The sequence below is a fragment of the Vibrio sp. Isolate32 genome (genome assembly GCF_022397955.1).
In the GTDB taxonomy this organism is placed as follows: domain Bacteria; phylum Pseudomonadota; class Gammaproteobacteria; order Enterobacterales; family Vibrionaceae; genus Vibrio.
Genome location: NZ_JAKEUQ010000001.1, coordinates 198,596 through 223,961 on the forward strand (window position 1 = coordinate 198,596; position 25,366 = coordinate 223,961).

The following is a 25,366-nucleotide window of genomic DNA, read 5'->3' on the forward strand; positions in this document are numbered from 1 at the left end:
AGGAGGCTTTCCAATTCTTGCTGTGGATTTATGCGTATTGGATGTATAACGAAGCCTTATTGATTTTTTGGAATGAAATACCATATAATGCGCGACGTTATCAAAAATCGCTTAAAAAATAGGTAGAAATAGTGAAGAGTCTCTGGTTAAAAATCGCTTTTGTTGGAACGACAATGTTCATGGCGACAGCTACACACGCAAAAATATCGCAATGGTCATTGGGTGTGGCTGCTTCCTATTCTCCTGCTGTTTATAAAGACACGCCGTCAAATCGCGCGGTCATTCCTATGATTGGTTACGAAGGTGAACACTTTTTCATGCGTGGATTCAGCGCAGGTTATCGTTTGTTACCAGTCGGCTCATCTCAGAATATAGTATTTCGAGCGGTTTATGATCCAAGAACATTAAAGCCTGGTGACTCAGACAATGTGGATATTCAAAAACTAGATGAACGTAAAGCTTCGGTATTAGGTGGCGTCAGCTATCAAGTGATTACGCTGGTAGGTCTGTTTGAAGCATCAGCGGGCTCCGACTTAGGTTTTAGGCACAACGGTATCTACGCTGAAGCGGCTTGGCGTCTACCTATTCGCCGTAATGGTTGGGCGATTACGCCTTCGATTGGTTACGCTTACAACAGTGAACGTTTGAACAACCACTTGTATGGTGTGAGCTCAGCAGAAGCTGCAAGATCGAATCTAAACGAATTCGATGCTGACTGGGATGGCCAATACTTTATTGGTTTAGGTGGTTACTTACATGTAACTCCGAATGTTCGAGTAACTGGTGGCGTTCGTTACACCAACCTAGAGGGCGATATCGAGAACAGTCCAATCTTAGAAAGCGGCATTAATATGGCGGCAAACGTCGGTATTGCTTACGTTTTCTAATTGCTTTGATTTTTCTCTTTGTGTGCGAACATTAAAAAAGGGTTACTCGTGATGAGTAACCCTTTTTTGAAACTTTTTAAGACAAACTGAGCCTTATCTTTTCATGTATTAAGCACTAAAGATTTGAGATAGCTCTGTCGCACATAGGTGGTACTGGCGAGGGCAGTTGCGCCATGTTGTTAGCATACGACGGTATTTGTCTAACATTGGCATTTGGCTATTAAAGTGGTGATCCGCTTTGTCGAACTGAGGGTAAAGACCTTCAGAGTCAACAAGGAAACGTACGTAGTGTACGATTTGTGCTTCAGATGCAATGTCGAACCCTAAGAACTGCAGACGACGTTGATCAACCTCTTTACGCTCGCCTTCTTCAAGCATTTTGTTCGACTCTTGCATTGCATGGTACATCTCCATGATGTCGATAATTTCGCGACATTCTGCTTCAGTCAAACAACCAAACTCTTTGTTAAGCTCACGCATTTGGAGTTCGTAGCCACGCTCTACAATCGTTTGTAGACGTTGATATTTAGCTGAGTTCTCAGGATCCATTTGAGACATTAGGTAGTATTGATTTGATAGAATTAGACGCTGAGCATTGGTCATTTCCATGGGAGAAACCTCACTAAAAACTAAATGTTGTATTCTTTTGTTGAAGTAAGAGTAACAGCATTCCTACGAGTGGAAACATGATCTCAACACGGATTTAATATGATTTTTGGAATTGATAAACAAAAGTTGTAAAGAAAAGTGAAAGGAATGTCTAGCCTATAAAAGAAAACGCCCCAATCGAAATTGAGGCGTCTTAGCTGGTTTGGAATACCGTTGGAACTAGTATTTTACGTTGGAGTGATATTGGCTCAGAACCGCAACAATTTCATCCATTGTCTCTTTACTTGGCGGGTTTACGCCTTCAAGAGGGTAGTCTAAACCAAGAGCTTCCCATTTATGCGCGCCCAGTTTGTGGTAAGGAAGCAGCTCTACTTTCTCGATGTTATCCATGTCTTTGATGAACTCACCAAGAAGATGAGCATCTTCAGGTGTATCCGTGTAGCCAGGGACAATCACATAACGAATCCACGTCTTCTTACCAATTTTGTGTAAGTAACGTGCAAAGTCCAGAGTACGTCTGTTTGATACACCAATGAAGTCGTGGTGAATCTCATCTCGCATGTGTTTGAGATCAAGCATCACAAGATCAGAAGCTTCTAGTACTTCATCAACCACTTCTGTGTGCTTACGAATGTAGCCATTAGTGTCAAGACACGTGTGGATGCCTTCAGCTTGAGCTGCTCGGAAAAAATCACGTACAAATTCAGGTTGTAGCATCGCTTCACCACCAGAACAGGTGATACCACCGCCTGATGCTTTCATGAAATGACGGTATGATTTTGCTTCGTTGATGATCTCTTCGACCGTTACTTCCTTTCCGTCATGAAGATCCCATGTATCACGGTTATGACAGTACATACAACGCATTAAGCAGCCTTGAAGAAACACAATAAAGCGGATACCAGGGCCATCGACAGTACCACAAGATTCGAATGAGTGAATGCGACCAGTTGTAGACATGAGCTATTCTCGTAGAGGAATTTATACCGTTTATTTTATTACAAAAACGGTACATAAAATAGGGTCAAATGGTAACGAGACCTTTAAAAATAAAGGCAATCACCAGTGAAGATGATTGCCTTTGTTAAACTTGAAAAGTAAAGGACTAAAGCCCTTGCTAGTGGCTAGAAGAAAGCAAACATTGTAATACCGCCGGTGGTGTACATTGACTCTTTTGCTTCTTTGTAATCAGGCGTTTTTGCTGTTAGCGCGAAAGAGGCACCAACGTATTGGTTGTGCCAAGCTACACCCAATACAGCTGTTGCTTGAATGTTCTCTAGAGTAACATCGTAGATCGCTGGATCTTCGTTGTTTTTATTAGCGTACACATTAACACCTGAGCGATCGCCCTCGATAGTTAAGTCATTAAAACGGTAACGACCTTCAAGGCCTGCATAGGTAAACCAACCTGTGTTTGATGCGCCGATCATGCCTGGTTTGAATGGGTTTTCTGTGGTGATGTTAGCTGCACCAAAGTTACCGCCCAAGTCCGTACCCCAGCGGAACATAAAACCAGTCGAGATATCACTTCTAAAGTTACCGACGTTGATCTCTGAAACGTTAGAGATCTCAAAGTCAGTATTTGCTAGTGCTTGGTTACGCATTAGATTGAAATGGCTTAAATAACCAACACTGCCCGCCCACTCATCATCAACTTGGTATTCCCAACCCATAGGCTCATCTGATTTTGTGATCGAGTGAACTAGCTTTTGAGCGTCTTCTGAAAGAGCGCGCTCGCCCGTGGTACCAAACGTGATGTTAAAACGTTGGGCTTGTTGTGGGTTCAAACTAATGTAGTTGAATTCAGTGTGAAGGTAACCTGCATATGGACGATCATTGGCTGATGGCGTTTCTAACTCAATATCAGAAGGGGTATACATCTTGTGGCCAATGGTAATTTCCCATTTATCTAGAGAGCTTGCGCCCCAGTAAGAAAGGCTCAGTGGTTTTACCCAACCGTATGGGGTAATACTTGATGATGTGTAACCCAGAAATAAGCCGTTGGTATAGTCTTGGTCGACACCAAAAATACCATCGTTATCTAAAGCAAAAGTTAACGTAGAACGGTCAGATGCCAGAGATGAAAAAGAGAGAAGGATCAGGGGTAAACAACGCAGGTATTTCATGGAGCAGTTACTCTTAAATTATGAACCGCGATATTACCGTAATTTGAGTGGATTTGTGGAAAAAAAGTGAATGATAGGACGCTTTTTTGCTCAACCTAACATTTCGAAGGATAGGCGAGTGAAGTGCAATTTATTTCAGATATAAAAAAGCCCCGCACATTGGCGAGGCTAATATTATTTACTGTCTATTGAGCGTGAGCTTATAGAGACTCAGTAAATGTACGTGCGATTACGTCAGCTTGTTGCTCTGCAGTTAGAGAGTTAAAGCGAACAGCGTAACCAGATACACGGATTGTTAGCTGAGGGTATTTCTCAGGGTGCTTAACTGCGTCTTCAAGAGTTTCGCGGTTAAGAACGTTAACGTTAAGGTGTTGACCACCTTCAATGCCAGCTTCGTGGTGGAAGTAACCATCCATTAGGCCTGCAAGGTTAGCACGTTGGCTGTCTTGTTCTTTACCTAGTGCGTTTGGCACGATAGAGAACGTGTAAGAGATACCATCTTGTGCGTCAGCAAACGGTAGTTTACCTACAGACGTTAGTGAAGCTACAGCGCCTTTCTCATCACGACCGTGCATTGGGTTAGCACCAGGAGCGAAAGGAGCGCCAGCACGACGACCGTCTGGAGTGTTACCTGTTTTCTTACCGTAAACCACGTTAGACGTGATAGTAAGAACTGACTGTGTAGGGATTGAATCACGGTAAGTCTTAAGCTTACGGATTTTGTTCATGAACGTAGAAACTAGTTCACAAGCAATGTCATCTACACGAGAGTCGTTGTTACCGTATTTAGGGTAATCGCCTTCGATTTCGAAGTCAGTTGCGATGCCGTCTTCGTCGCGGATTGGTTTAACAGTCGCGAACTTGATTGCAGATAGTGAGTCAGCTGCAACAGAAAGACCAGCGATACCACAAGCCATTGTACGACGAACGTCACGGTCATGAAGAGCCATTAGAGACGCTTCGTAGCTGTACTTGTCGTGCATGTAGTGAATGCTGTTTAGGGCAGTCACGTATTGCTTAGCTAGCCAGTCCATGAAGTGATCTAGACGATCCATTACTTTGTCGTAATCAAGAACAGCGTCAGTCATTGGAGCTTCTTTAGGACCAACTTGCATCTTAAGTTTTTCGTCCACACCGCCATTGATTGCGTAAAGCATTGTTTTCGCAAGGTTAGCACGAGCACCGAAGAACTGCATTTGCTTACCAACGATCATTGGAGATACACAACAAGCGATAGCGTAATCATCAGACTCTAGGTCAGGACGCATGAGGTCATCATTTTCGTACTGGATAGAAGAAGTATCGATAGATACCTTCGCACAGAAACGCTTGAAGCCGTCAGGTAGTTGCTCAGACCAAAGAACAGTGATGTTTGGCTCTGGAGAAGGACCCATAGTGTATAGAGAGTTTAGGAAACGGAAGTTTGAACGCGTTACTAGCGTACGACCGTCGATACCCATACCACCCATAGATTCTGTTGCCCAGATTGGGTCGCCAGAGAATAGCTCATCGTACTCAGGAGTACGTAGGAAACGAACCATACGCAGCTTCATTACGAAGTGGTCGATCATTTCTTGTGCTTGTTCTTCAGTGATTTTGCCAGCAGCGATATCACGCTCGATGTAGATGTCTAGGAAAGTCGAAGTACGACCTAGAGACATAGCAGCACCGTTTTGAGACTTAACAGCAGCTAGGTAGCCGAAGTAAGTCCACTGGATAGCTTCTTGAGCAGTTTGAGCTGGCTCAGAGATATCGAAGCCGTACTTAGCAGCCATCTCTTTGATTTGACCTAGAGCGCGGTGTTGCTCAGAGATCTCTTCACGAAGTTGCATTGTTTCTGCTAGGTTTTCGCCGTTTTCGAATTGCTCTTGAAGAGAAGCAAATTGAGCTTGCTTGTCTTTCATTAGGAAGTCGATACCGTATAGAGCTACACGACGGTAGTCACCGATGATACGACCACGGCCGTAAGCATCAGGAAGACCAGTCAGAACACCAGACTTACGACATTTTAGGATATCAGGAGTGTAGATATCGAAAACGCCAGCGTTGTGTGTTTTACGGTATTCTGAGTAGATTTTTGAAACCATTGGGTCAAGAGTTTCACCGTATGCTTTACAAGAACCTTCAACCATACGTACACCACCGTTAGGGATGATTGCACGTTTTAGTGGCTTCTCAGTTTGTAGGCCAACGATAGTCTCAAGATCTTTCTCGATGTAACCTGCATCGTGAGCAGTAATGGTAGAGATAACAGAAGTATCGAAGTCTACAGGTGCTTTAGTTGCGTTTTCCTGTTTGATACCTTCCATTACCGAAGACCAAAGCTTGTTAGTTGCTTCAGTACCCTCAGAAACTAGGAAAGACTCGTCGCCTTCATACGGCGTGTAGTTCTTTTGAATGAAATCACGAACGTTTACTTCGCTTTGCCACTCACCTGCAGCAAAATCTTCCCAAGCTTTAGCAAATTGCTCTGCCATGACATACCTACCTTTTTAGTAGAAAAAATACGTACATTAACACTGTTGAGCCAGCGCCCCTCGTAAGGGTAGTACACTCTTATTAATAACAATATATATGAGCATATAAGCGTCATATGGTTATATATATTGTCACTACCTTTTATATGTTATCTTTACTCTATGTATTCAAGACTACGCTAAAAAATTTCTGCAAACCTTAAACTAAATCAATAAATGCCAAAAAAAGTTGAAAAAATTTGAGTGACAGGGGTTGCCACCCAAACTTTTTTTTAATCCTAATACTACTTTTGTGTAGTAAGGACCATTATAGCCAAGCTTTTAGGCCATATTGACTTTCTAGCATACCAACTGCAAGCATTGCTACTAAACAGATAACTAAAACACCAACTGGGATAACAATCTTGTCTACAAATGATAGACGCTTAGCACGCTCTTTATCACCAATTAGACCGTTGTTATCTAGAAGCATAGTCAATGCCCATGCTAGTACTGGATTAACAACCGCTGAACCGAAGATACAGATACCAGCTGCTTGAGAATCTTTTGAATCCTTAACCATTTGCATACCCGCTTCAAGTAGAGGAAGAGATACACCTACAAGTAGCGCAACACGCATCACTGGTGGCCATACCGCAACGTCCATTGGGAAACCAAGAATCGCAACAATAATACATAGAGAACCAAGCAAAATTGCGCCGCCAGGAATTGGACGTTTCGCGATTGCTGCTGGGATCATGTAAGTACCCCAAGAAGAAGTGATGTTACCACCACCTACTGCAGTACCCACCATTTGACGAACTGAACACATAGTCATTGTGTCATCTACGTCCATCAGTACTTTTTCAGACTTTTTAGGGTAGTTCAGTTCTTGGAAGATACGGTGACCTAGGAAATCTGGTGACCACATTGCTACCGCTAGGATTGCAAATGGTAGAGAAGCGATGAAGTGCTCAACGTTTGGTAAACCAAGCATCCAACCTTCTTCAGTAGAACCCCACCAGTAGATTGGGTTTAGGTTTGGAATGCCAGTTTCAGTTACGAATTTGATATCGAAACCAGCACCAAGTACTAAAGCAATAGCTAGGCCAGTGAAAGCACAAACAGGGATTGCTAACCAACGCTTGTTCACTTTAGCAAGGAATGCGTATAGGCCGATAGTAACGGCAAGAACAATCAAACCAATGTAACCCATGCTACCAGCAGCAACAGTGTCAGACTGAAGACCAACCGCCCAAGCTTGAATAGAGTTGATTTGGCTCATGGTACCGGTTAGACCCAAGAAGATGAGCAAGCCACCCGCAGTACCTTCAGAGGTAAGGTTAACAAGTTTAGACCCACCTTTTAGGAAGCTAAGGATAAGACCGAAGACACCGATAAGGATTGCCAATGCAAGAGGGTGAGCACCAGCAAGAGCGATGGTACCAATAAGAGGAATCATTGGGCCGTGGTTACCGGCGAGGTTTGCTTTAGGGTTGAAGAAACCAGAAGCAAGAATACAGAATAGCAGTGCAGGGATAAGCATTTCTACACGAGCAACTTCGATAGCAAACTCTTTACCAAGGTTTACGTGATCCCAAGCTTGAGTTAGACCTTCAGCCCAAGACATCATTACTGCAGAGTACATCGCGATGATACCAATGGTACCAGCCAGTGCAGGAACAAGGTCTTCGAGTTCAAAGCGGAAATCACGGCCTGGAAGGTTTAGACCAAAGCGACGAGGCTTCATGATTTGAAGTTCGTGATCTAGATAATCTGAGCGGTTCTCAAATTCAGAAGCAGGGCGGTGTAGCTCTTTATAGCTTTTCTCTTCTACTTCAGAGTTCGCATTATTGACAACGTCTGACATAGATTCCTCATATTTTTATGTTAGTAATTCAAAATTGAATTCTATAATTTCGCGTAATTGTGTTATTTCTTAGTTATAACTCATTAACATTTTGTTGCACGGTATTGATGTGCTTTATGCAGCTAAGTTAATAGAAATGTATGGCATTTTTGATGCCTTATTGTGTGTTGAGGAGTCTAACAAGCTTACCCTTTAGGGTGATTGATCTTGATCACTTTATGAGTGTATGTGAAAGAAAGCTACAGAATGCAGCGTTCCATTAACGTACCGTTGATAAGTCGTGTAATTTGTTTTCACAACTTGACGTTTATTTCACCCCGTCACATTTCTATTAGAAAAATAAGTAAGCCTTTTAATGCTTGGCTTGTTTTTTGCTAGATCATCCGCATAGACTAAATTTTGGCGCGCTGTTGCCACAAACAGGACGGAAATAGATGAAAAAGACACAAATGTTGCCACTAGCGGCAATTATCTCAGGACTACTTGTTGGCTGTGGCGGCGGAGGCGGCGGTGGCGGTGGCGGAAGTAGCTCCGGTGGTGGTCCAGCAAAAACTAGTTACGCATTTTCATTTTATTCTTCGACTAAATTGACCCAGTCTGAGTTGGACTCGACAAATTGTAGCGTGTTTAAAACAGGTACAGACATTAACAATAATCCAGAGTATCAGATATATACCAAGGCAACAGCTACTCAGGTGGATTCCTCAGTTATCGGCTTTTACAGTGATGAAAATGGAAAGCTCGAAGGCGATTATCTTCAGCCATCAAATAATAAGCTGGTCTTTTACTCTGAAGACATTCCAGTTGGAGGGTACTTCACATTCCAGGTCGTTGATACTGGCGGATCGATTATAGATGCAGTCTCATTCTCAAAAGAATTTATAGAAAAAGATGGGTCATTGAGAAACTCTAAATTCGGAATTAATCAAGTATCACAAAGTGTTAATGGTTGTGAAACAGGTGATAACTATGAGGTTGAAACTGCGAATAACATTAAGTATCACAACAATGCTAGTTATCCTGGAGGTGCTAGTAACTTCAACTTTTACTCACAGGTTGATGAAGTCTTAAATCAAAGCAACTCTTCATTGGTTGGTAATAATGATATTGATAAATATGACGATGAGAACACAGTAGTTATTCAATACACTGATGGTTCTAACTCTGAATTATCTCAATATGCTCTTGATAACTGGCCGATAGATCCTTCTTTTGGCTCAATTGAGATGTCTTTAGCGGACCAAACAGCAGGTAGTATTAGTTACAATAACAGTAGTATGAATATTACTACAGTGCCGATTGAGCTAGTCAGCGGCAATTACAGTACTAAATTATTCGAAAGAGTTTATGGAGATAACGTTTTTTCTCATCCAGCAGAATTAGTCGATGAAAAATGGGTATTTGAGGTAGAAGATACTTCTTTACCGATAAATGCTTCGTGGGGCGCAAAGTACTCTTCAACCGTTGATTCTTCGTCGGTTCCTTGGTCTTTGTATGTTAGTGATGCTTTGCTTTACTCAGTTACAAATTTGGCGGACCAGAAAGCTAGCGTTATTGCCAATGCAATTAGCAATGTCGTAAGTGTAAGTGGAGCAATTCCATTGAGCGATGAATTGGGGATGCAAAGAATTGCTTATAGAACAACAACAGTCGATAATTCTATAACGTATCGTGTTACACATGTTATCTACTCACTATTGAGTGACCAAATAGCTGTACCTGATTTAAACTTTTACGCTTACCCATCAGGTGTTGTGTCAGCCTTAACTGTGAACAATTCAGCGTCTTTTAATCAAGATCATCTCGTTCTTGAGGAACTTTCATCGGTTGGTTCAGATACTTTCCTATCAACATTCTCATCAGGACAGGCTTTAGATTTAGAATCTGAAGTCACTGGTTTAGTTGTAACGGAGAAGAGTGCAGCGCTAAATCGATTGAGGATCAAAGAGGTGACGAGTTTATTCCTTGAACGTTCTGATATTTGATTTGATTAACATTTGTAAAACAAATAAGCCCCCGTTAATCGGGGCTTTTTTATTACTACTATTCATCGAATTGAGAAGAAAACGCTACCTAGTGCATAATAAGTCAGAGTGAAGTGCTATTTATTCCTAAATGATAGGTTAATAATTTGTTGCATGTTAATCCGTGTGGTGCTAGTTTGTATCGCATGAAAAGGTCGGAGTACCTTGCATTTTCACAAACTTGGGAGAGAAAGCGCATGAAAGATGTACCGGCGCTGGACATAAAGGATCTACACAAAACGTTTGGTCAAAATGAAGTTTTAAAGGGAATTTCACTTTCTGCGCATAAAGGCGATGTGGTATCGATTATCGGATCTTCAGGTTCGGGTAAAAGTACTTTCCTTAGATGTATCAATCTTCTAGAGACACCTACTGCAGGCGAGATTTGGGTTAATGGTGAATTAATTCAGATGAAGAATAACCGCCAAGGTGTATCTGTCCCAGTTAATGAAAAACAAGTTCAACGAATCCGTTCTCGTTTGGCGATGGTTTTTCAGGGGTTCAATCTTTGGTCTCATCTGACCGTTCTCGAAAATGTTATTGAAGCACCTGTTCATGTATTAGGTGTACCTAAAGCACAAGCTATTGAAAATGCAGAGTTACTACTTAAGAAAGTAGGCCTGTATGAGCGTAAAGATTACTACCCAGGTCACTTATCTGGTGGACAACAACAACGTGCTGCGATTGCAAGAGCGCTAGCGGTTGATCCTGAAGTAATGCTGTTTGATGAACCAACATCTGCACTTGACCCTGAATTAGTTGGGGAAGTGCTTGGCGTAATGCGTGATCTAGCAGAAGAAGGAAGAACCATGCTTGTGGTAACACATGAAATGGCTTTTGCTCGTGACGTATCAAACCATGTGATGTTCTTACATCAAGGCCTGGTGGAAGAACAGGGCGACCCAGCTAAACTGTTTACGAACCCAGAGTCTGAGCGATTACAACAATTTATCTCCTCGATCTACTAATTGGTTTTGGCAGGTGAATTGTGAAATAGAACAGAATTGAAGCATTACTGCTAAGGTCAATGGCAGTGGTGTAAACAATGAAACACAACAACACAGCTCAACAAGTAAAACAATATTAAAACTAGCAAAACATAAAAACCTAAATCACAGGAGTAGGGATATGAAAAAGTGGTTATTAGTCGCGGCACTTGCGGCAACTGCGGCAACAGGCGTAGCTCAAGCGAAAGAATGGAAAACAGTACGCTTTGGTATTGAAGGTGCTTACCCTCCATTTAGCTGGACAGAAGCAGATGGTTCACTGAAAGGCTTCGACGTGGACATGGCTAACGCGCTTTGTACTGAAATGCAGGTGCAATGTAAGATCGTTGCACAAGATTGGGATGGTATTATTCCTTCTCTACTTGCTCGTAAATATGATGCGATCATCGCGGCAATGTCTATCACTGAAGAGCGTAAGAAGAAAATCGACTTCACTGGTAAATATGCACTTATCCCAAACAAGTTCATCGCTAAAAAAGGCGCAGGTCTTAACTTCGATGACCTAAGCGGTCAAAAAATTGCCGTTCAACGTGCAACAACTCACGATAAATACCTAACAGACAACTATGGCGATACGGTTGAAATCGTTCGTTACGGTTCTTTCGATGAAGCTTACCTTGATCTAGCAAACGGCCGTGTTGCAGCTGTACTGGGTGATGCTTCTGCTCTAGAAGAAGGTGTACTGAACAAAGCGGGCGGTGAAGCGTACGAGTTTGTTGGTCCATCACTAACAGATCCTAAGTGGTTCGGTGAAGGTTTTGGTATTGCTCTACGTAAGCAAGACAAAGACCTAACTAAGAAGCTAGATGCGGCACTCCTTTCTCTACGTGAAAAAGGCATCTACCAAGATATCGCGGCTAAATACTTCAACTACGACGTATACGGTCAGTAATCTCTAGCGTCAATTCTTAAGGGAGAGGCAACCCTCTCCCTGTCTTACCAACTTTTTCGCAGTTCTGTTGGAATTCATTATGTTTGATTTACAAGGATATGAAGTATCGATCCTGAAAGGGGCGTTGCTTACAATCGAAGTTGCTTTGCTGTCGCTCATTTTAGCTATGGTGCTCGGTATGTTAGGAGCCTTGGCAAAGCTTGCGCCATATAGCTGGGCTCGTGCTATTGCAACTCTCTACACAACCGTCATTCGAGGCATTCCCGATCTCGTGTTGATGATGCTGATTTTCTTTGGTGGACAGATCCTTTTAAACAACAGTTTGTATTCCATCAATGAGTGGCTCAATGAGTGGTTCACTTCCAGTGATCCTAACCATGAGTGGACCTCTTACTTACCAGATTATATTGATGTCAGCCCCTTTGTTGCTGGTGTCTTAACCATAGGCTTCATCTTTGGCGCCTACATGGCAGAAACGTTCCGTGGTGCGATCATGGCTGTTGACAGCGGTGAAATGGAAGCAGCAAAGGCTTATGGTATGAGCCCTGTGTTAGCTTTTCGTCGTATTCTACTACCACAAATGATTCGTCACGCTTTGCCTGGTTTTGGTAACAACTGGTTGGTTTTACTTAAAACCACGGCTTTGGTTTCCATTATCGGCCTAGAAGATATGGTACGTGTTAGCGCACTAGCTGCCGGTTCAACTAAGATGCCATTTACCTTCTACATGGCAGTGGCACTTATCTTCTTGTTCTTCACTAGTGTATCGACTGGTTTACTTAAACTTGTTGAACGCAAATTCAGCATCCACGCGAGGTAGTTATGGACTTTTCATTGATAATTGAAAGCCTACCGATTTACCTTGGTGGTCTATGGACAACGGCGTGGATGGTTTGCGTCGCTTTAATTATTGGCTTGTTTGTTGCCATACCATTAGCTATCGCTCGAAACAGCCACAATATGTTGATTAACGCACCTGCGTGGTCGTTTATCTATTTCTTCCGTGGCACACCTTTACTGGTACAGCTTTACTTGATTTATTACGGCATGGATCAGTTCTTCCCAGTGAAAGACACCTTGTGGGAAAACGCTTGGTTCTGTGCGTTGGTGGCATTCATCCTGAATACTTCTGCTTACACGGCTGAGATTATCCGTGGTGCAATCAATGGCTTACCTAAAGGTGAGGTGGAAGCGGCAAAAGCATATGGCATGAGTACACCGAAGACTTACCGTCGTATCATTCTACCTAGTGCTTTACGTCGTGCACTGCCAGCTTATAGTAACGAAGTTATCTTCATGCTTCACGGCTCTGCGGTAGCAGGTATCGTAACCATCATGGATTTAACAGGCGCAGCGCGTTTGGTTAACTCACGCTACTATGCTCCATTTGAGTCGTTCCTAACAGCAGGTCTGTTCTACATGGCGCTAACGTTTATCATCATTGCGATCTTCAAATACGCAGAGAAACGTTTCTTAGCTTACCTAAGACCACTTAGCTGATTGTATTCTAAATAACTAAAAAACGGCGCTCATTGAGCGCCGTTTTTATTAGGAGAGACTGTTTAACTTGTTATTTAAACGTTGACCAAATCGGCGCGTGATCGGAGGGTTTTTCGATACCACGTAGTTCGTAGTCGATGCCTGCTTCAGTACACTTATCCGCAAGTTTTTGAGTTGCTAGTACCACGTCAATACGAAGGCCGCGGTTGTCTACAAAACCTTTTGAACGGTAATCAAACCACGAGAATTGATCGTTAACTTCAGGGTGCAGTAGACGGAAGCTGTCCACAAAACCCCAATCCATCAATGTTTTTAGCCATTCACGCTCTTCTGGTTGGAACGAGCACTTACCCGTTTTCAACCAACGTTTAGCGTTTGGTTTACCGATACCGATATCTGCGTCGATAGGGCTAATATTGATGTCACCCATCACGATGATCTGCTCATCTTTGTTGTGATAGTCGTTCAGGTAGGTCATCAAGTCTTTGTAGAACTCACGCTTATATGGGTATTTGGTTTCATGCTTGATGTTGTCCCCTTGAGGGAAGTAGCCATTTAGCACAGTAACCTTTTCGCCATTCTCATCTTCAAACGTCACCATGATCATACGTTTTTGATGGTCTTCATTGTCTGTTGGGAAACCCTTCAGCACAGAGATAGGTTCTTGCTTACACAGCATCGCGACACCGTAGTGTGCTTTTTGGCCGTGGAAGTAAACCTTGTAGCCCATTGCTTCAACATCAGCAATTGGGAAGGCCTCGTCGTGCACTTTTATCTCTTGTAAACCAATTACGTCAGGTTGGTGTTTGTCGATAACAGCTTGCAGTTGATGAAGGCGAGCTCTTAGGCCATTGATGTTGAAGCTAATTACTTTCATTGATTTTTATACCTCTTGCAAACCCTTATGATTGCTTATTTATCACGGGTTTGCTGATTTAGTGAATGTCATGGCTAACCGTATTTAACCATGCTTAATAAATTTCATCGCCATTTCATCGCCACTTTTTTATGGTGTTATAGGCTGTATTGAGTGACGGGATTAAAGGTGATTGCATCACATAAATGGTTCGGGGAAAAGTGAGCATAAATCATGGTTTGCTCAATTTTTTGATGCCCCAGAATATTCTGCAAAACTAAAATATTACCACCATTCATCATAAAATGGCTGGCAAAAGTATGGCGCAAAACATGAGTTGCTTGACCCTTTGGTTAGTCGGGTAGGGCTTTTGTTAGCCACTTATGCGCGACACCATAACCGCAGCTAAAAAGCTTATCATTTGTTGGCTTGTGAAGCTCTTTGTAAAGCTTATTCGATATTGGAACGGTTCGGTTTCTTTTACCTTTAGTATTACTGAAAGTCAGCTTGTGCTTAAGTAACTGGCTGCCTCTCATTTTGACCACCTCATTGATAAGTGCCCCTGTCGCCAGACAGGTCTTGAAAATGGCGGTGAGATCTTCAGCGACTTTGCTTTCTTTAATAACCTTAAACAAGTGCATGATTTGCTCTTCACTTAAAAAAGTAACTTCAGATTCTGCTTTTTATGGACTCTACACCATAAACAGGGTTAGGTAACTTCCACTCCTTGAGCTTGATTAACTTATTGAATATGGACTTTAACCAGGCAATATCACCATTGTTTGAGCTGATGGAAAGGCTGCCTTTACGGCCCCGACCTTTATTGGTTCGGGTTGATCGGTAGTGGGCGAAATCTCGCGAAGATAAATGTGAAGCGATAGGGTTGTTCAATTCATTGCAAATGTGCAGCATACGGTTTTTTCTCCTAACCATGGTTTATCGACGATCTCTTTCATTAAGTAGAATTCATAGTTGTTCGCTTCGCCTTTGGTGGCGAAGCATTTACGAACATGTTTACCTTTATGGTCTTGCGGGTAGCACTCGCAAAGCCAAGGTTTCTTGCTGCCGTCTTTAAGGTTTCTGATAGACATAAAAAAGCCCGAAAGTACGTAAACGCCCATGAACCCACGGGGCGATGTTGTTAATGTTTAAAGTTCCAAGGTAGGAGCGCATCGATATCAGGCTCAGCTTTCGCTAGCTCTTTCATGCACTTGACCATGTAGTCGTAGAGGATAAGGCCGTTGGCTTTCGCAGTCTCGACGATGCTGTAAAGCATCGCGCTTGCATCAGCACCATTTGGTGTGTTCGAGAAGAGCCAATTTTTTCTGCCAATGACCAGCGGTTTAATTGCGCGTTCAGCACGATTATTATCGATAGATAAATGACCGTCATCGATATAGCGGAAGAGCTTGGGCCATTGGCCGAGCGTATACTTAATGAACTAGAGCTTATCACTTGTTGAGACGTCATCCATTCGTACAGCTCATCCAGTATCGGCTTGGCATGCAGTTGACGTTCTGCTTTTCGTGTTTCGACAGTCGCACCTTTTAAGCGGGATTCTATCCCATAGAGCTTCTGGATTTTAGCCAGCGCTTTATCTGCTTTGCCTGACTTAGCTTTACCTTGAAGCTTCTTAGCATCCATGAACTTTCGCCGTGCATGCGACAAGCAGCCAACATTGGTGACGCGATGAAGACCATCATAGGCACCATAGCCATCGGTTTGCAGATAACTACTGTAATTCTCCAAGAAGGCAACAGGGCATGCCCTCGCGCGACTGTTTTGATAGTCGTAAAAGGCGATATTCTTTACATTCGGCTGTGCAGTGTCGGGCGAGTCTGCGCCCGAGCAGTAGAGGCACATATAACACTGTTTATCTTCTTTGAGGACATWGAGCAGCGTTACATCCGCCTGAACCACCACTTGTAGAAGCAGGTGCTCTTTCAAGGCTGCATACAGCGGGGMGAACTTCTCACTGACTTGGATAATCCATCTCGCCATGGTGGTTCGTGACAGTTCGATACCCGACTGGGTAAACAATGACTCTTGGCGGTAAAGTGGCATCGCGTATTGATATTTGCCTAGGATGATGTTGGCCAACATCATCCTAGGCAAAGCTTTTAGGGATGATGCTTTGTGGCGCTGGCTTTTGAACGATACGGCTGTTGTCTTCCGTTTGCTCGCACTGACGACAAGCATATTTAGGACGAACATATTCCATGACGACAAGCATATTTAGGACGAACATATTCCAATACTTTGAGTACGGCGGGTGTAAACTCTAGCTTTTCACTGCGGTCTTCACCGATTTTATGCAGACTATGTTGGCAGCAAGCGCACCGCTTTTCATGGTCGTCTAAATCGAGTTCGATAACTTCACGAGGCAAGGTCTTTGGAAGGGGCTTGCGTTTACCACGTTTCTTCGTTGTGGTGGTCACCGTGACCTCAACCTCTTCTTCCTTAGCGGCTTCACATTCCACTTCATTAAAGAGATCGCCTTGAGATTCATCGTAAGGCTTTARCGCCTCCGAGCGTTTTGCGAACTGGCGGTCGAAAGCAAGTTTGAGTTGCTCAAGCAGAGATTGACGCTCTTGTTTCCATTGGTTTTCTGACGCCATCAGCGCTTTCACCATCGCTTGTAGCTCGGCAACATCTTGGCTTTCTGGGTTGATATCTGGCGTCTTTTTCATGGCATTTATTATACTAAAATCATGCCATTTATGCTTGGTGGATAAGGCTTTATTATCGATTAAGTCATTGTAAAATCATTTATTTGAACGGGTTTATGGCCGATAATCGTGAAGCCAGAAAGCAGTCTATCAAGCTCGAATTGAGTCAGGGTAAACACTTCATTTTTCTCTTTTGTAGGCCACTTATACTTGGCTTTTTCGAGGCGTTTGTACCAAAGCGCAAAGCCTGTTTTATCCCAGTACAACACCTTGATTTTGTCGCGCTGTTTTTTGGTTAACAGGAACAGTGCGCCACTTCCCAAAGGCAGGTCGGTGTCACTTTCGATAATCGCCGCGAGGCCATTGATGGACTNCGCTTGTAGCTCGGCAACATCTTGGCTTTCTGGGTTGATATCTGGCGTCCTTTTCATGGCATTTATTATACTAAAATCATGCCATTTATGCTTGGTGGATAAGGCTTTATTATCGATTAAGTCATTGTAAAATCATTTATTTGAACGGGTTTATGGCCGATAATCGTGAAGCCAGAAAGCAGTCTATCAAGCTCGAATTGAGTCAGGGTAAACACTTCATTTTTCTCTTTTGTAGGCCACTTATACTTGGCTTTTTCGAGGCGTTTGTACCAAAGCGCAAAGCCTGTTTTATCCCAGTACAACACCTTGATTTTGTCGCGCTGTTTTTTGGTTAACAGGAACAGTGCGCCACTTCCCAAAGGCAGGTCGGTGTCACTTTCGATAATCGCCGCGAGGCCATTGATGGACTTTCTAAAATCGACACTCTCACGATAGAGGTAAATCTCTGGAGCACTGAGCATGCGTTTCATGATAACGCACCGATGAGTGCAGCAAGATAGACCGCTGGCGTGCCTTGAGGAATGCTCAGCTCCACATCATTGATGAGAAGTGTCATGTTAGCCGTGGCTATTTGAGCTTGATACTTCATCGTCTTTTCAACGACCTCTGCTCGCACAAAGCCTTGAGAGATATCCGCTTCCTTGAGTTGCTGGCGTTTGGCATAAAACGTGGAGGGGTTGAGTTCATTGAGCTTACAAAATGCTAGCGTTGACAATGAACGCGATTCAAATTGCTCGATAAGTGTTTGCCATTCTTGATTGGTGCGTCGTTTTGCCATTTCAAATCTCCTCATAGTTGGAGACTTGATCTTAATTCTTCGTGCTAGGTGATTAGAATGCGGGGTTTATGACGCGCTAACGAACGATACTCGTAACTGGAAAGAACAGTCTTCTCGAATCAAAAAAGGCGTGGTAACAAAGTCTCTGGGATGGCCAACTCAAGAAATGGACGCCATGTTTGGCTTCAAAAAGCATATTGGTATTTTTCACCCCAAATCAGTAGAAGGGCACCCGACAAGTATTCCAACTGAATCAATTTTAGATTGGGCTAGAAGGGTTATTGAGAAGCTTAAGATAGACGCTCCCAACCACCTACGGCAGTGGGTGGTTATCATTAACTTCAGCTTTGCTGCCCTATTTAGTGATAATTAGGAGTAAGTTTTGGGTATGTAAACTACATAGCAGCTTCCATAACTGCCTTCTTTGCTCCTTTCTGTTCAATATTGATGTATGCCTGAGTGATAGCATCAATTACAGATTGTTGCTGAACAATGGATTGATCGAAGATTGTTTCTTCACTCAAAAGTGCCTTAATCAATGACTCAATTGAGTCGTGTTTTTTGCAGATTGACAATAAATGATCAGAGAGAGGATCCACTACGTCTATTGGTTGATTGTTTTCATCAATACCATTGATGTAGCGCATCCATGCCGCAGTGACCAATGCTAAAGCGGTAAAATCATGCTTGTCTTTGGCCAAAATGCCCATCGATTCAATAATACGTTGTGGAAGCTTTTGGCTGCCATCCATAGCGATCTGATGGGTCTTATGTTTTAAATATGGATTTGAAAATCGATTTAAGAGCAGCTCGGAATACTCGATGAGATTGATATTATCGAGCTCTTGTAGGGTTGGTTTTTGCTCATTGAGCATAAGCCGACGAGTCATTTCTTTGAAACTAGGATTTTCCATCGTATCTGAAATGTATTCATATCCGGATAAGTACCCTGTGTAAGCGAGAAAAGAGTGGCTACCATTGAGCATTCTAAGCTTCATTTCTTCATACGGCTGCACATCTTTTACGAGTGATACACCATCAATTAGCTGCCATTCAGGGCGGCCAGAGACAAAGCTATCTTCAATAACCCATTGTAAAAACGGTTCTGTGATCAGGCCACAAGGATCAAACTTACCGGTTAATGACTCGATAGTTTTCAATGATTCGTCGGTCATTGCGGGTACAATTCTATCGACCATTGTGCCAGGGAAGCTTGTATGGATTGAAATCCATTCGGATAGATCCGGGTCTATCATGTTGGCGTAAGCAATAATGGCGGCTTTCGTTACTTCACCGTTATGGGGCATGTTGTCACATGACATGATACTGAAGGCGGGTAGGTTTCGTTCTTTTCTCAAACTTAACGCAGCAACTATTACACCTAAAGCAGATTTTGGAGCTTTGGGATTAGCGATGTCTTGAGCGATTAACGGGTGCCCTGCATGAAGTTGGCGAGTGTTCGGGTCTACACAGTAGCCTTTTTCAGTAATCGTTAGTGAAACGATCGATACTTGGGGCTCAGCCATTCTTTCTGTAATAGAGTCAATCCCGTCTAGGTTAGGGTGCATACTATCTATCACTGATTCGATAGTGTGAATATTGGTAGTGGTATGATCTTGTTCAACGACAGTGTAACGATGGTCTTGCTCTCTCAACTCTTGAATAAAGGGCTTTCCACTAAACAAGCTTACGGTCGTATAGCCCCAATCACTAGGAGTTATCTGATTGAGTTTGTCTAATACCAAAGCTTGGTGAGCACGGAAAAATGCACCACAACCAATATGAACAATTCGGTTTTTAAGTGACGAGCGATCATAATTTGAATGTGGTGGCTGATCATATTCTGTTCGACTAGAAGCCATATAAATATCCTTAGATGTAATGCGAATTTGGGAGAGCGAATGAGCTATCGAAGTCTCCGAATGAGTATTGGAGACTTAATATGTTGAATAAAAAGTATACGGATGATTGCCAGTACTAAGTGTTACTGCATTTTTATCAATGCTTTACGTACTTTTTGTGGGGCGTTCTCAATAAGTGCAATAGCATCAGGAGCGGTATCGAGAGTGAACTCATGACTGATTAAAAACTCGGTGTCGAGTTTTCCTTGAGCCATCCAGTTAATCACTTTCGGGAACATTTTGTTATTCAGACGAGAGCCTACAATGGTCAGCTCTTTCTTGATCACTTCGACTTGCTGAAGTGGGCTATCTTCACTAGAGAAGCCGAGCAAACATACAGTCCCCGCAGGAGCAGCTAACCTCATAATTTCAGGAATAAGAGCAGGAATACATGCTGCGTCAGCGATCAGTGGTACACCTTGCCCATTTGTCAGCTCCATGACTCGCTGCTCGGTGTTTTCTTGTTTAGGGTTAATGGTATGAGTTGCCCCTAATTGCTTGGCGGTTTCTAACTTTTCATCAAGAAGATCGACAATTATAGATGGAATACCTAAAACATTAGCAATTTGTACAATGGTTAATCCAATAACGCCTGCACCGTAGATCAATATTGTGTCATCCGAAGAAGCGTCTAATCGGTTAAACACATTAGCTGCGATACTGTAAGGTTCTATTAAGGTGGCATCTCTTAAGTTGATGTTGTCTGGTAGGGCAATGATATTGGCTGCAGGCACGGCTTGAAATTGTGTGAATCCGCCATCGGTGTGAACACCTATCACTTGAAGTTCATTACACACATTCGATCGACCGATTTTGCAAGGTCGGCATTGGCCACAGCTGATCACAGGGTTCACGACCACTTTTGCTCCAACTTCCAGCCCAGTTAAGCTGTTTCCAATCTTTTCGATAGTTCCTACAAACTCGTGCCCAGTGATTCTAGGGTAGGTAGCAAATGGGTTTTGGCCGTGAATGATATGCAGATCAGAGCCACAAATCCCGGCGTACTCTACACGAACTAATACTTGGTCATCAGAGAAAGAGGGTACGTTTTGTTCGACGACTTGGTAGTCATTAATTCCATTAACAATAAATGATTTCATTTTTAGTTACTCAACTTATCTATCACGTTATCGATGTGCTTGATCATTGCCGATTCAGCTTGTTCAGGCTCTCCGGACTTGATCGCGTTGAAGATCGCTTGATGATCGTCAATCCAAATTCCTTTTGCAGTCGGTTCGTTAGCAATGACTTCCATGCGATCCCACATTTTCCCTTTCATATGTATCGACATCAGATCTTGGTGGAAGATAGTTAATAGTGGGTTCTGGCAAGCACTAGCGATCGCACAGTGAAACTGTTGGTCAGCATCATGAGATGTTTTATGTCTTAACTCGATACTTGAGAAAAATTGAGACGCATTCATCATGTCAAGGCATTGCTGAAGTTCGTTGATCAACTCAGGCGTATTGTTCAGCGCTGCTTGTTTCGCAAACTCACCTTCAATAATTTTTCTAGCCGATAAAATGTCGTTTGGCGTAAATTCACTCAGTGACGGAGAAGGCAGGTGAGGCTGACTTTGTAAGACGAAAACCCCAGCTCCTTTCTTGATTTCAGCAATGCCAGATAGCTCCAAATAGACCATCGCTTCACGTATGACGGTACGGCTCACATTGAGCTCTTCTGACAGCTTCCGTTCTGGTGGGATTTTGTCCCCTACGAGGTATTGCTTAGCATTAATTCGGTTAATGATCTGATTGGCGACGGTTATGTACAGCCTGTCATTTTTTATTGTCATGCCTCTACCTTGTTCATAATCGATCCTTTATGCCGCTAATGATTAGTTGTGCGCCCATCTCTTTTCTCAGTCTATTTAATGGTATTAACCGTGAAAGATGTTGGCTCACTCTGCAGCGTTGTTATGTATCAATTAAACCATCATTTATCTTAAAGTTATGTGACCAAAGGCATGTTAATACAATGATATTGTCCAGACCAATTATTTTTATGTGGATTTTTTGGTGTGACCAAATATATTTCTACACGGCGTTATATAGCTTCGACAATAGAGTAAATAAGCAGAGCTAAGCGGTGTGGTGTTATTTTTATAGATCGGAAATGGTAAAACAGGCACTAGGTCAATGATTTACAGGTTTTTAGTAAAAAATCATACTTTATCGTCTTGGAATATTGCACTTCGAATTTGGTTTAGGTTGTATTTTGGTTTTTAATTTAACCTGTTGTTTTTAATTAACTTTATTTTCATTTTTACTGGGTTGTAAAACTTGACCAAGTTAAATGTTCTTAAAGTGATGCGGAGTTCTCATCGTGGATTCAGCCCAAATCGAGAAAGGTAAAGCAAGTGTGACAAATAGAGTGATTCGCATAAAAATGACTATTCTTGATCGAGATGTGGTTTTTCTGGTTGCGAAAGATGAAACTTTGCACATAAAAATTCTATGCTAAGTAGGGTCTTTCTGTCACATTTATCACACTTAATGTTATTAATTATTGTAAAATGTTAATTCAATGTTAGGTTGAATTGGTCTGTACAATAAAAGATAGAAATGGAGAACACGATGAAGCAAAAACTATTGAACGTCGCTATATTAGCGTCTTCTCTTTTCACTGGAATTGCATCTGCTGCCGACTACACTTTGAAATTTGGCCATCTGGCAAACGATGACAATGTTTGGAACAAAGCTGCCCTACATTTCCAAAAAACGGTGGAAGAAAAATCTGAAGGACGAATTGAAGTTTTGGTATATCCGAACTCTGAATTAGGATCTGAGATGGATATCATTAACGGCATCCAACTAGGCACGGTCGACCTAACAATCTCGGGGGAATCATTGCAAAATTGGGCACCGAAAGCAGCACTGCTTGCAATCCCATATGCAATCCGTGATAGCGAGCACTTGGCGGCAGTTGCCAATGGTGAGATCGGTAAAGAGATTGAAGAACAAATCACTCAGCTTTCAGGCCTGGTGCCACTAACTTGGTTCGAACGTGGTTCGCGTAACCTAACTTCGAATAAACCAATCACAACGCCAGAAGACCTTAACGGTATGATTCTGCGTGTTCCAAATGTTCCAATTTTTGTAAAGGTGTGGGAGCAACTTGGTGCTAAACCGACTCCGATGGCGTTCTCGGAAGTGTTTACTTCTCTACAACAAGGCACGATCCATTCTCAAGAAAACCCGTTATCACTGATCAACAGCGCATCCTTCTTTGAAGTTCAAGGTTATGTGAATAAAACAGAGCACGTACGCAGTTGGATTTACGTTGTTATGGGTAAGCGTCAATTAGAAAAACTACCTAAAGACTTGCAAGCTGTGGTTAAAGAAGCCGCTGCCGAAATGCAGGCCTATGAACGAGAGTTATTCCTAGAAGATGAAAGAAAGCTTGGTGAGATATTGCAAGAAAGAGGGATGAAATTCGTTGATGTCGATCAAGAGGCATTCCGTGAAGCTGCGCTTCCGGCTGTTCGCAAAAGTTTGAATAAAGAGCAGTTAGCGCTGTTTGAAGATATCCAAAAACTATAAGTAACCCTTGGGGAGGTGGATACCTCCCTATTTTCTCATGAGGGAAATTATGACGACAATTGTAAATGTGGCCGAAGAACAAAAAGAGTCACTCGTTTCGAGAGCCGTAAATCACATTGATCGACTTGCCACTCGCTTTTTTAGTTTTTTTACAATTTGTAGCTTAGTTGCTTTATGTGGTGTGGTTTTACTACAGGTATTTGCGCGAATGTTTTTAGAAAGTACTCCTGCTTGGACAGAAGAACTTTCTCGCTACTTCTTTATCTATACCGTTGCTTTTGGCTCTGGATTAGCGTTCAAGTCAAAAGAACTAGTGAGTGTCGATATTATAGTTTCTAGACTAAATGAAAAATGGCAAAGCATATATCAACTAATTGTTAATATCGTTATTTCTATTTTTATCTTTATTGCTTTGCCAAATGCATTTAAATTTATGAATATCGGTGAATGGCAAACATCACCAGTACTTGCAGTTCAAATGGACTACATCTTTTTTGCAAGTGTTCTTATCTTTGCAAACCTACAACTATTTATAGCTTTAGATTCTATAAAAATAATTATTAAACACACAAGTCGAAGAGGATGATATGGAAGTCTATATATTATTTTCGGTTTTCTTTATTTTATTAACATTAGGCTTTCCTATTGCAATTACGCTTGGAATAGCATCAATGGCTTACTTATTGATGGCCGATATTTCATTAACCGTGATTCCACAAAAAATGTTTGCGGGCATTGATTCATTTGTACTCCTTTGTATCGGTGGTTTCATCCTTGCCGGAAACTTAATGAATCGGGGAAACATCACCGAACAGATCATCGGGCTAAGTAACGCGATGCTGGGGCATATTCGCGGTGGGCTTGGGCTAGCGAATGTTAGTGGTTCAATGTTGTTTGGTGGCGTTTCGGGTACTGCGGTTGCTGATACAGCATCGATTGGTTCGGTCATGATCCCAGGGATGGCAAAAAGTGGTTACGACAAACCATTTGCAGCCGCGGTGACGGCTGCCTCATCAACCATCGGGCCAATTATTCCTCCTAGCGTACCTATGATCATTGTCGGTACGTTGACCAGTATCTCGGTTGGAAAACTGTTTCTAGCTGGTGCTGTACCGGGGTTATTGTTGGGTGTGGGGATGATGGCAACGACTTATTTTCTATCGGTAAAACGAGGTTATCCGAAAGAAAAACGTGCAACTCTATCGGAAATTATTCTTCACTTGAGAACAAGCTGTTGGGCGATTTCACTGACATTTCTAATACTGATTGGCATTGTAGGTGGCTTCTTTACACCGACGGAAGCCTCTGTCGTCGCAGCGCTTTATGCAATGATTATCGGTATATTTGTTTATAAAGGACTTTCGTTTAGAGATCTTCCCAAAATACTACTTTCGACTGCGGTTACCACAGCATCACTAATGCTGCTTGTAGGTTTAGCGAATGTTTTTGGATGGATACTAACGTCAGAAAAAATCCCACAAATGATAGCATCTGCGATATTAACGGTCAGTGAAAATCCAATCATTGTATTGCTAATCATCAACTTATTGTTGCTGTTGGTAGGCTCGTTCATGGAGACCATTGCGGCACTGATCATACTATTTCCTACATTATTAGGCGTAGCGACTGCTGTGGGTGTTGACCCAGTGCACTTTGGTATTATCGCTGTGCTTAACTTGATGATTGGTCTAACTACACCACCTGTTGGAGTTTGTTTGTTCGTTGCTGCGGGCATTGGCGGAATTCCGATGGAGAAAGTCGTAAAAGCAATCGTGCCTTTCCTATTGTGTAATTTAGCCGTGTTATTGATGGTCACATATATACCAGCTGTATCACTTTGGCTACCAAGCGTGTTCTTATAAAAAACTAGAGTTG

Annotated in this window: 21 protein-coding genes and 3 pseudogenes; 10 read left to right on the top strand and 14 right to left on the bottom strand. The window is 42.5% G+C overall.

All coding sequences use genetic code 11. The features are described 5' to 3' along the window. Positions 1-173 precede the first annotated feature (173 nt). Positions 174-887, top strand: a complete 714-nt coding sequence (locus L1D11_RS00850; RefSeq protein ID WP_239833115.1) for a MipA/OmpV family protein — start codon at positions 174-176, stop codon at positions 885-887. A 108-nt stretch (positions 888-995) separates the two neighbouring features. On the opposite strand, the gene L1D11_RS00855 is transcribed toward L1D11_RS00850, so the two are convergent. The 5 genes from L1D11_RS00855 to L1D11_RS00875 form a co-directional block, all read right to left on the bottom strand. After that, positions 996-1,496 carry a YfbU family protein gene (locus tag L1D11_RS00855; RefSeq protein WP_239833111.1) on the bottom strand — a complete coding sequence of 167 codons (501 nt, stop codon included), beginning with the start codon at positions 1,494-1,496 and terminating at the stop codon, positions 996-998. A gap of 219 nt (positions 1,497-1,715) precedes the next feature. Beyond that, positions 1,716-2,456 (bottom strand): pyruvate formate lyase 1-activating protein, encoded by a 741-nt coding sequence (pflA, locus tag L1D11_RS00860; RefSeq protein ID WP_239833112.1) that lies wholly within the window; start codon positions 2,454-2,456, stop codon positions 1,716-1,718. A gap of 164 nt (positions 2,457-2,620) precedes the next feature. Beyond that, on the bottom strand, positions 2,621-3,622 hold the full coding sequence (locus tag L1D11_RS00865) for a lipid A deacylase LpxR family protein (RefSeq protein WP_239833113.1): 1,002 nt from the start codon (positions 3,620-3,622) through the stop codon (positions 2,621-2,623). Between the two features lie 200 nt (positions 3,623-3,822). After that, positions 3,823-6,099: a formate C-acetyltransferase gene (gene pflB, locus L1D11_RS00870; protein ID WP_239833114.1), complete on the bottom strand. Its 2,277-nt coding sequence runs from the start codon at positions 6,097-6,099 to the stop codon at positions 3,823-3,825. A gap of 307 nt (positions 6,100-6,406) precedes the next feature. Beyond that, positions 6,407-7,948: a DUF3360 family protein gene (locus tag L1D11_RS00875; RefSeq protein ID WP_128159969.1), complete on the bottom strand. Its 1,542-nt coding sequence runs from the start codon at positions 7,946-7,948 to the stop codon at positions 6,407-6,409. A gap of 434 nt (positions 7,949-8,382) precedes the next feature. Here L1D11_RS00875 and L1D11_RS00880 point away from each other — a divergent pair, with 434 nt between their 5' ends. From L1D11_RS00880 to L1D11_RS00900, 5 genes are all read left to right on the top strand, one after another. Then, positions 8,383-9,933, top strand: a complete 1,551-nt coding sequence (locus L1D11_RS00880) for a hypothetical protein (RefSeq protein WP_239861965.1) — start codon at positions 8,383-8,385, stop codon at positions 9,931-9,933. A gap of 236 nt (positions 9,934-10,169) precedes the next feature. Beyond that, positions 10,170-10,940, top strand: coding sequence for an ABC transporter ATP-binding protein (locus tag L1D11_RS00885; RefSeq protein WP_239834341.1), 771 nt, complete (start codon positions 10,170-10,172; stop codon positions 10,938-10,940). A 160-nt stretch (positions 10,941-11,100) separates the two neighbouring features. Further along, positions 11,101-11,871, top strand: coding sequence for an ABC transporter substrate-binding protein (locus tag L1D11_RS00890; RefSeq protein ID WP_239834340.1), 771 nt, complete (start codon positions 11,101-11,103; stop codon positions 11,869-11,871). A gap of 79 nt (positions 11,872-11,950) precedes the next feature. Continuing rightward, positions 11,951-12,691 carry an ABC transporter permease gene (locus L1D11_RS00895; RefSeq protein ID WP_239834339.1) on the top strand — a complete coding sequence of 247 codons (741 nt, stop codon included), beginning with the start codon at positions 11,951-11,953 and terminating at the stop codon, positions 12,689-12,691. Between the two features lie 2 nt (positions 12,692-12,693). Next, positions 12,694-13,371, top strand: coding sequence for an ABC transporter permease (locus L1D11_RS00900; RefSeq protein WP_004737413.1), 678 nt, complete (start codon positions 12,694-12,696; stop codon positions 13,369-13,371). 70 nt (positions 13,372-13,441) lie between these two features. Here L1D11_RS00900 and xthA read toward each other — a convergent pair whose 3' ends face one another. The 6 genes and pseudogenes from xthA to L1D11_RS00930 all read right to left on the bottom strand — a co-directional run bounded on the left by xthA (position 13,442) and on the right by L1D11_RS00930 (position 18,048). Continuing rightward, the gene (gene xthA, locus L1D11_RS00905) at positions 13,442-14,248 is read right to left on the bottom strand and encodes an exodeoxyribonuclease III (protein WP_239834338.1); all 807 of its coding nucleotides are present in this window, start codon (positions 14,246-14,248) and stop codon (positions 13,442-13,444) included. Positions 14,249-14,385: 137 nt separating this feature from the next. Then, positions 14,386-15,318 (bottom strand): annotated as a pseudogene (locus L1D11_RS00910) (tyrosine-type recombinase/integrase). Positions 15,319-15,368: 50 nt separating this feature from the next. After that, a pseudogene (locus L1D11_RS00915) lies at positions 15,369-16,917 on the bottom strand (IS66 family transposase). 59 nt (positions 16,918-16,976) lie between these two features. Next, complete coding sequence (gene tnpB / locus L1D11_RS00920; RefSeq protein WP_239861967.1) at positions 16,977-17,327, bottom strand: IS66 family insertion sequence element accessory protein TnpB; 351 nt, start codon at positions 17,325-17,327, stop codon at positions 16,977-16,979. 59 nt (positions 17,328-17,386) lie between these two features. Next, a complete protein-coding gene (gene tnpB / locus L1D11_RS00925) occupies positions 17,387-17,740 on the bottom strand; it encodes an IS66 family insertion sequence element accessory protein TnpB (RefSeq protein ID WP_239834337.1) in 354 nt (117 codons plus the stop codon). After that, the gene (locus L1D11_RS00930) at positions 17,737-18,048 is read right to left on the bottom strand and encodes an IS66 family insertion sequence element accessory protein TnpB (protein WP_239834682.1); all 312 of its coding nucleotides are present in this window, start codon (positions 18,046-18,048) and stop codon (positions 17,737-17,739) included. The genes tnpB (L1D11_RS00925) and L1D11_RS00930 overlap by 4 nt, the downstream gene beginning before the upstream one ends. Before the next feature lie 91 nt (positions 18,049-18,139). On the opposite strand from L1D11_RS00930, the pseudogene L1D11_RS00935 reads away from it, so the two are divergent. Further along, positions 18,140-18,421: pseudogene (locus L1D11_RS00935) on the top strand (Tn7-like element transposition protein TnsE); the annotation flags it as partial. Positions 18,422-18,443: 22 nt separating this feature from the next. Here L1D11_RS00935 and L1D11_RS00940 read toward each other — a convergent pair. From L1D11_RS00940 to L1D11_RS00950, 3 genes are all read right to left on the bottom strand, one after another. Beyond that, positions 18,444-19,910: a mannitol dehydrogenase family protein gene (locus L1D11_RS00940; RefSeq protein ID WP_239834684.1), complete on the bottom strand. Its 1,467-nt coding sequence runs from the start codon at positions 19,908-19,910 to the stop codon at positions 18,444-18,446. Positions 19,911-20,032: 122 nt separating this feature from the next. Further along, the gene (locus L1D11_RS00945) at positions 20,033-21,049 is read right to left on the bottom strand and encodes a zinc-binding alcohol dehydrogenase family protein (protein ID WP_239834685.1); all 1,017 of its coding nucleotides are present in this window, start codon (positions 21,047-21,049) and stop codon (positions 20,033-20,035) included. Between the two features lie 2 nt (positions 21,050-21,051). Then, positions 21,052-21,744, bottom strand: coding sequence for a FadR/GntR family transcriptional regulator (locus tag L1D11_RS00950; RefSeq protein ID WP_239834686.1), 693 nt, complete (start codon positions 21,742-21,744; stop codon positions 21,052-21,054). 781 nt (positions 21,745-22,525) lie between these two features. On the opposite strand from L1D11_RS00950, the gene L1D11_RS00955 reads away from it, so the two are divergent. From L1D11_RS00955 to L1D11_RS00965, 3 genes are read left to right on the top strand one after another with little or no spacing between them, the layout of a single operon-like run. After that, a complete protein-coding gene (locus tag L1D11_RS00955) occupies positions 22,526-23,491 on the top strand; it encodes a TRAP transporter substrate-binding protein (protein WP_239834838.1) in 966 nt (321 codons plus the stop codon). Positions 23,492-23,540: 49 nt separating this feature from the next. Then, positions 23,541-24,077: a TRAP transporter small permease gene (locus L1D11_RS00960; protein ID WP_239861969.1), complete on the top strand. Its 537-nt coding sequence runs from the start codon at positions 23,541-23,543 to the stop codon at positions 24,075-24,077. Position 24,078: 1 nt separating this feature from the next. Then, on the top strand, positions 24,079-25,353 hold the full coding sequence (locus L1D11_RS00965) for a TRAP transporter large permease (RefSeq protein WP_239861971.1): 1,275 nt from the start codon (positions 24,079-24,081) through the stop codon (positions 25,351-25,353). Positions 25,354-25,366 lie beyond the last annotated feature (13 nt).

Excerpts from the sequence above, each read along its gene's own strand:
- pflB (WP_239833114.1), bottom strand. The coding sequence starts at position 6,099 with ATGGCAGAGCAATTTGCTAAAGCTTGGGAAGATTTTGCTGCAGGTGAG.
- L1D11_RS00955 (WP_239834838.1), top strand. The coding sequence starts at position 22,526 with ATGAAGCAAAAACTATTGAACGTCGCTATATTAGCGTCTTCTCTTTTC.
- tnpB (WP_239834337.1), bottom strand. The coding sequence starts at position 17,740 with ATGAAACGCATGCTCAGTGCTCCAGAGATTTACCTCTATCGTGAGAGT.
- pflA (WP_239833112.1), bottom strand. The coding sequence starts at position 2,456 with ATGTCTACAACTGGTCGCATTCACTCATTCGAATCTTGTGGTACTGTC.
- L1D11_RS00960 (WP_239861969.1), top strand. The coding sequence starts at position 23,541 with ATGACGACAATTGTAAATGTGGCCGAAGAACAAAAAGAGTCACTCGTT.
- L1D11_RS00950 (WP_239834686.1), bottom strand. The coding sequence starts at position 21,744 with ATGACAATAAAAAATGACAGGCTGTACATAACCGTCGCCAATCAGATC.
- L1D11_RS00880 (WP_239861965.1), top strand. The coding sequence starts at position 8,383 with ATGAAAAAGACACAAATGTTGCCACTAGCGGCAATTATCTCAGGACTA.
- L1D11_RS00965 (WP_239861971.1), top strand. The coding sequence starts at position 24,079 with ATGGAAGTCTATATATTATTTTCGGTTTTCTTTATTTTATTAACATTA.
- L1D11_RS00865 (WP_239833113.1), bottom strand. The coding sequence starts at position 3,622 with ATGAAATACCTGCGTTGTTTACCCCTGATCCTTCTCTCTTTTTCATCT.
- L1D11_RS00850 (WP_239833115.1), top strand. The coding sequence starts at position 174 with ATGTTCATGGCGACAGCTACACACGCAAAAATATCGCAATGGTCATTG.
- L1D11_RS00900 (WP_004737413.1), top strand. The coding sequence starts at position 12,694 with ATGGACTTTTCATTGATAATTGAAAGCCTACCGATTTACCTTGGTGGT.
- L1D11_RS00890 (WP_239834340.1), top strand. The coding sequence starts at position 11,101 with ATGAAAAAGTGGTTATTAGTCGCGGCACTTGCGGCAACTGCGGCAACA.
- L1D11_RS00885 (WP_239834341.1), top strand. The coding sequence starts at position 10,170 with ATGAAAGATGTACCGGCGCTGGACATAAAGGATCTACACAAAACGTTT.
- L1D11_RS00930 (WP_239834682.1), bottom strand. The coding sequence starts at position 18,048 with ATGGCAAAACGACGCACCAATCAAGAATGGCAAACACTTATCGAGCAA.
- L1D11_RS00875 (WP_128159969.1), bottom strand. The coding sequence starts at position 7,948 with ATGTCAGACGTTGTCAATAATGCGAACTCTGAAGTAGAAGAGAAAAGC.
- L1D11_RS00895 (WP_239834339.1), top strand. The coding sequence starts at position 11,951 with ATGTTTGATTTACAAGGATATGAAGTATCGATCCTGAAAGGGGCGTTG.
- xthA (WP_239834338.1), bottom strand. The coding sequence starts at position 14,248 with ATGAAAGTAATTAGCTTCAACATCAATGGCCTAAGAGCTCGCCTTCAT.
- L1D11_RS00940 (WP_239834684.1), bottom strand. The coding sequence starts at position 19,910 with ATGGCTTCTAGTCGAACAGAATATGATCAGCCACCACATTCAAATTAT.
- L1D11_RS00855 (WP_239833111.1), bottom strand. The coding sequence starts at position 1,496 with ATGGAAATGACCAATGCTCAGCGTCTAATTCTATCAAATCAATACTAC.
- L1D11_RS00945 (WP_239834685.1), bottom strand. The coding sequence starts at position 21,049 with ATGAAATCATTTATTGTTAATGGAATTAATGACTACCAAGTCGTCGAA.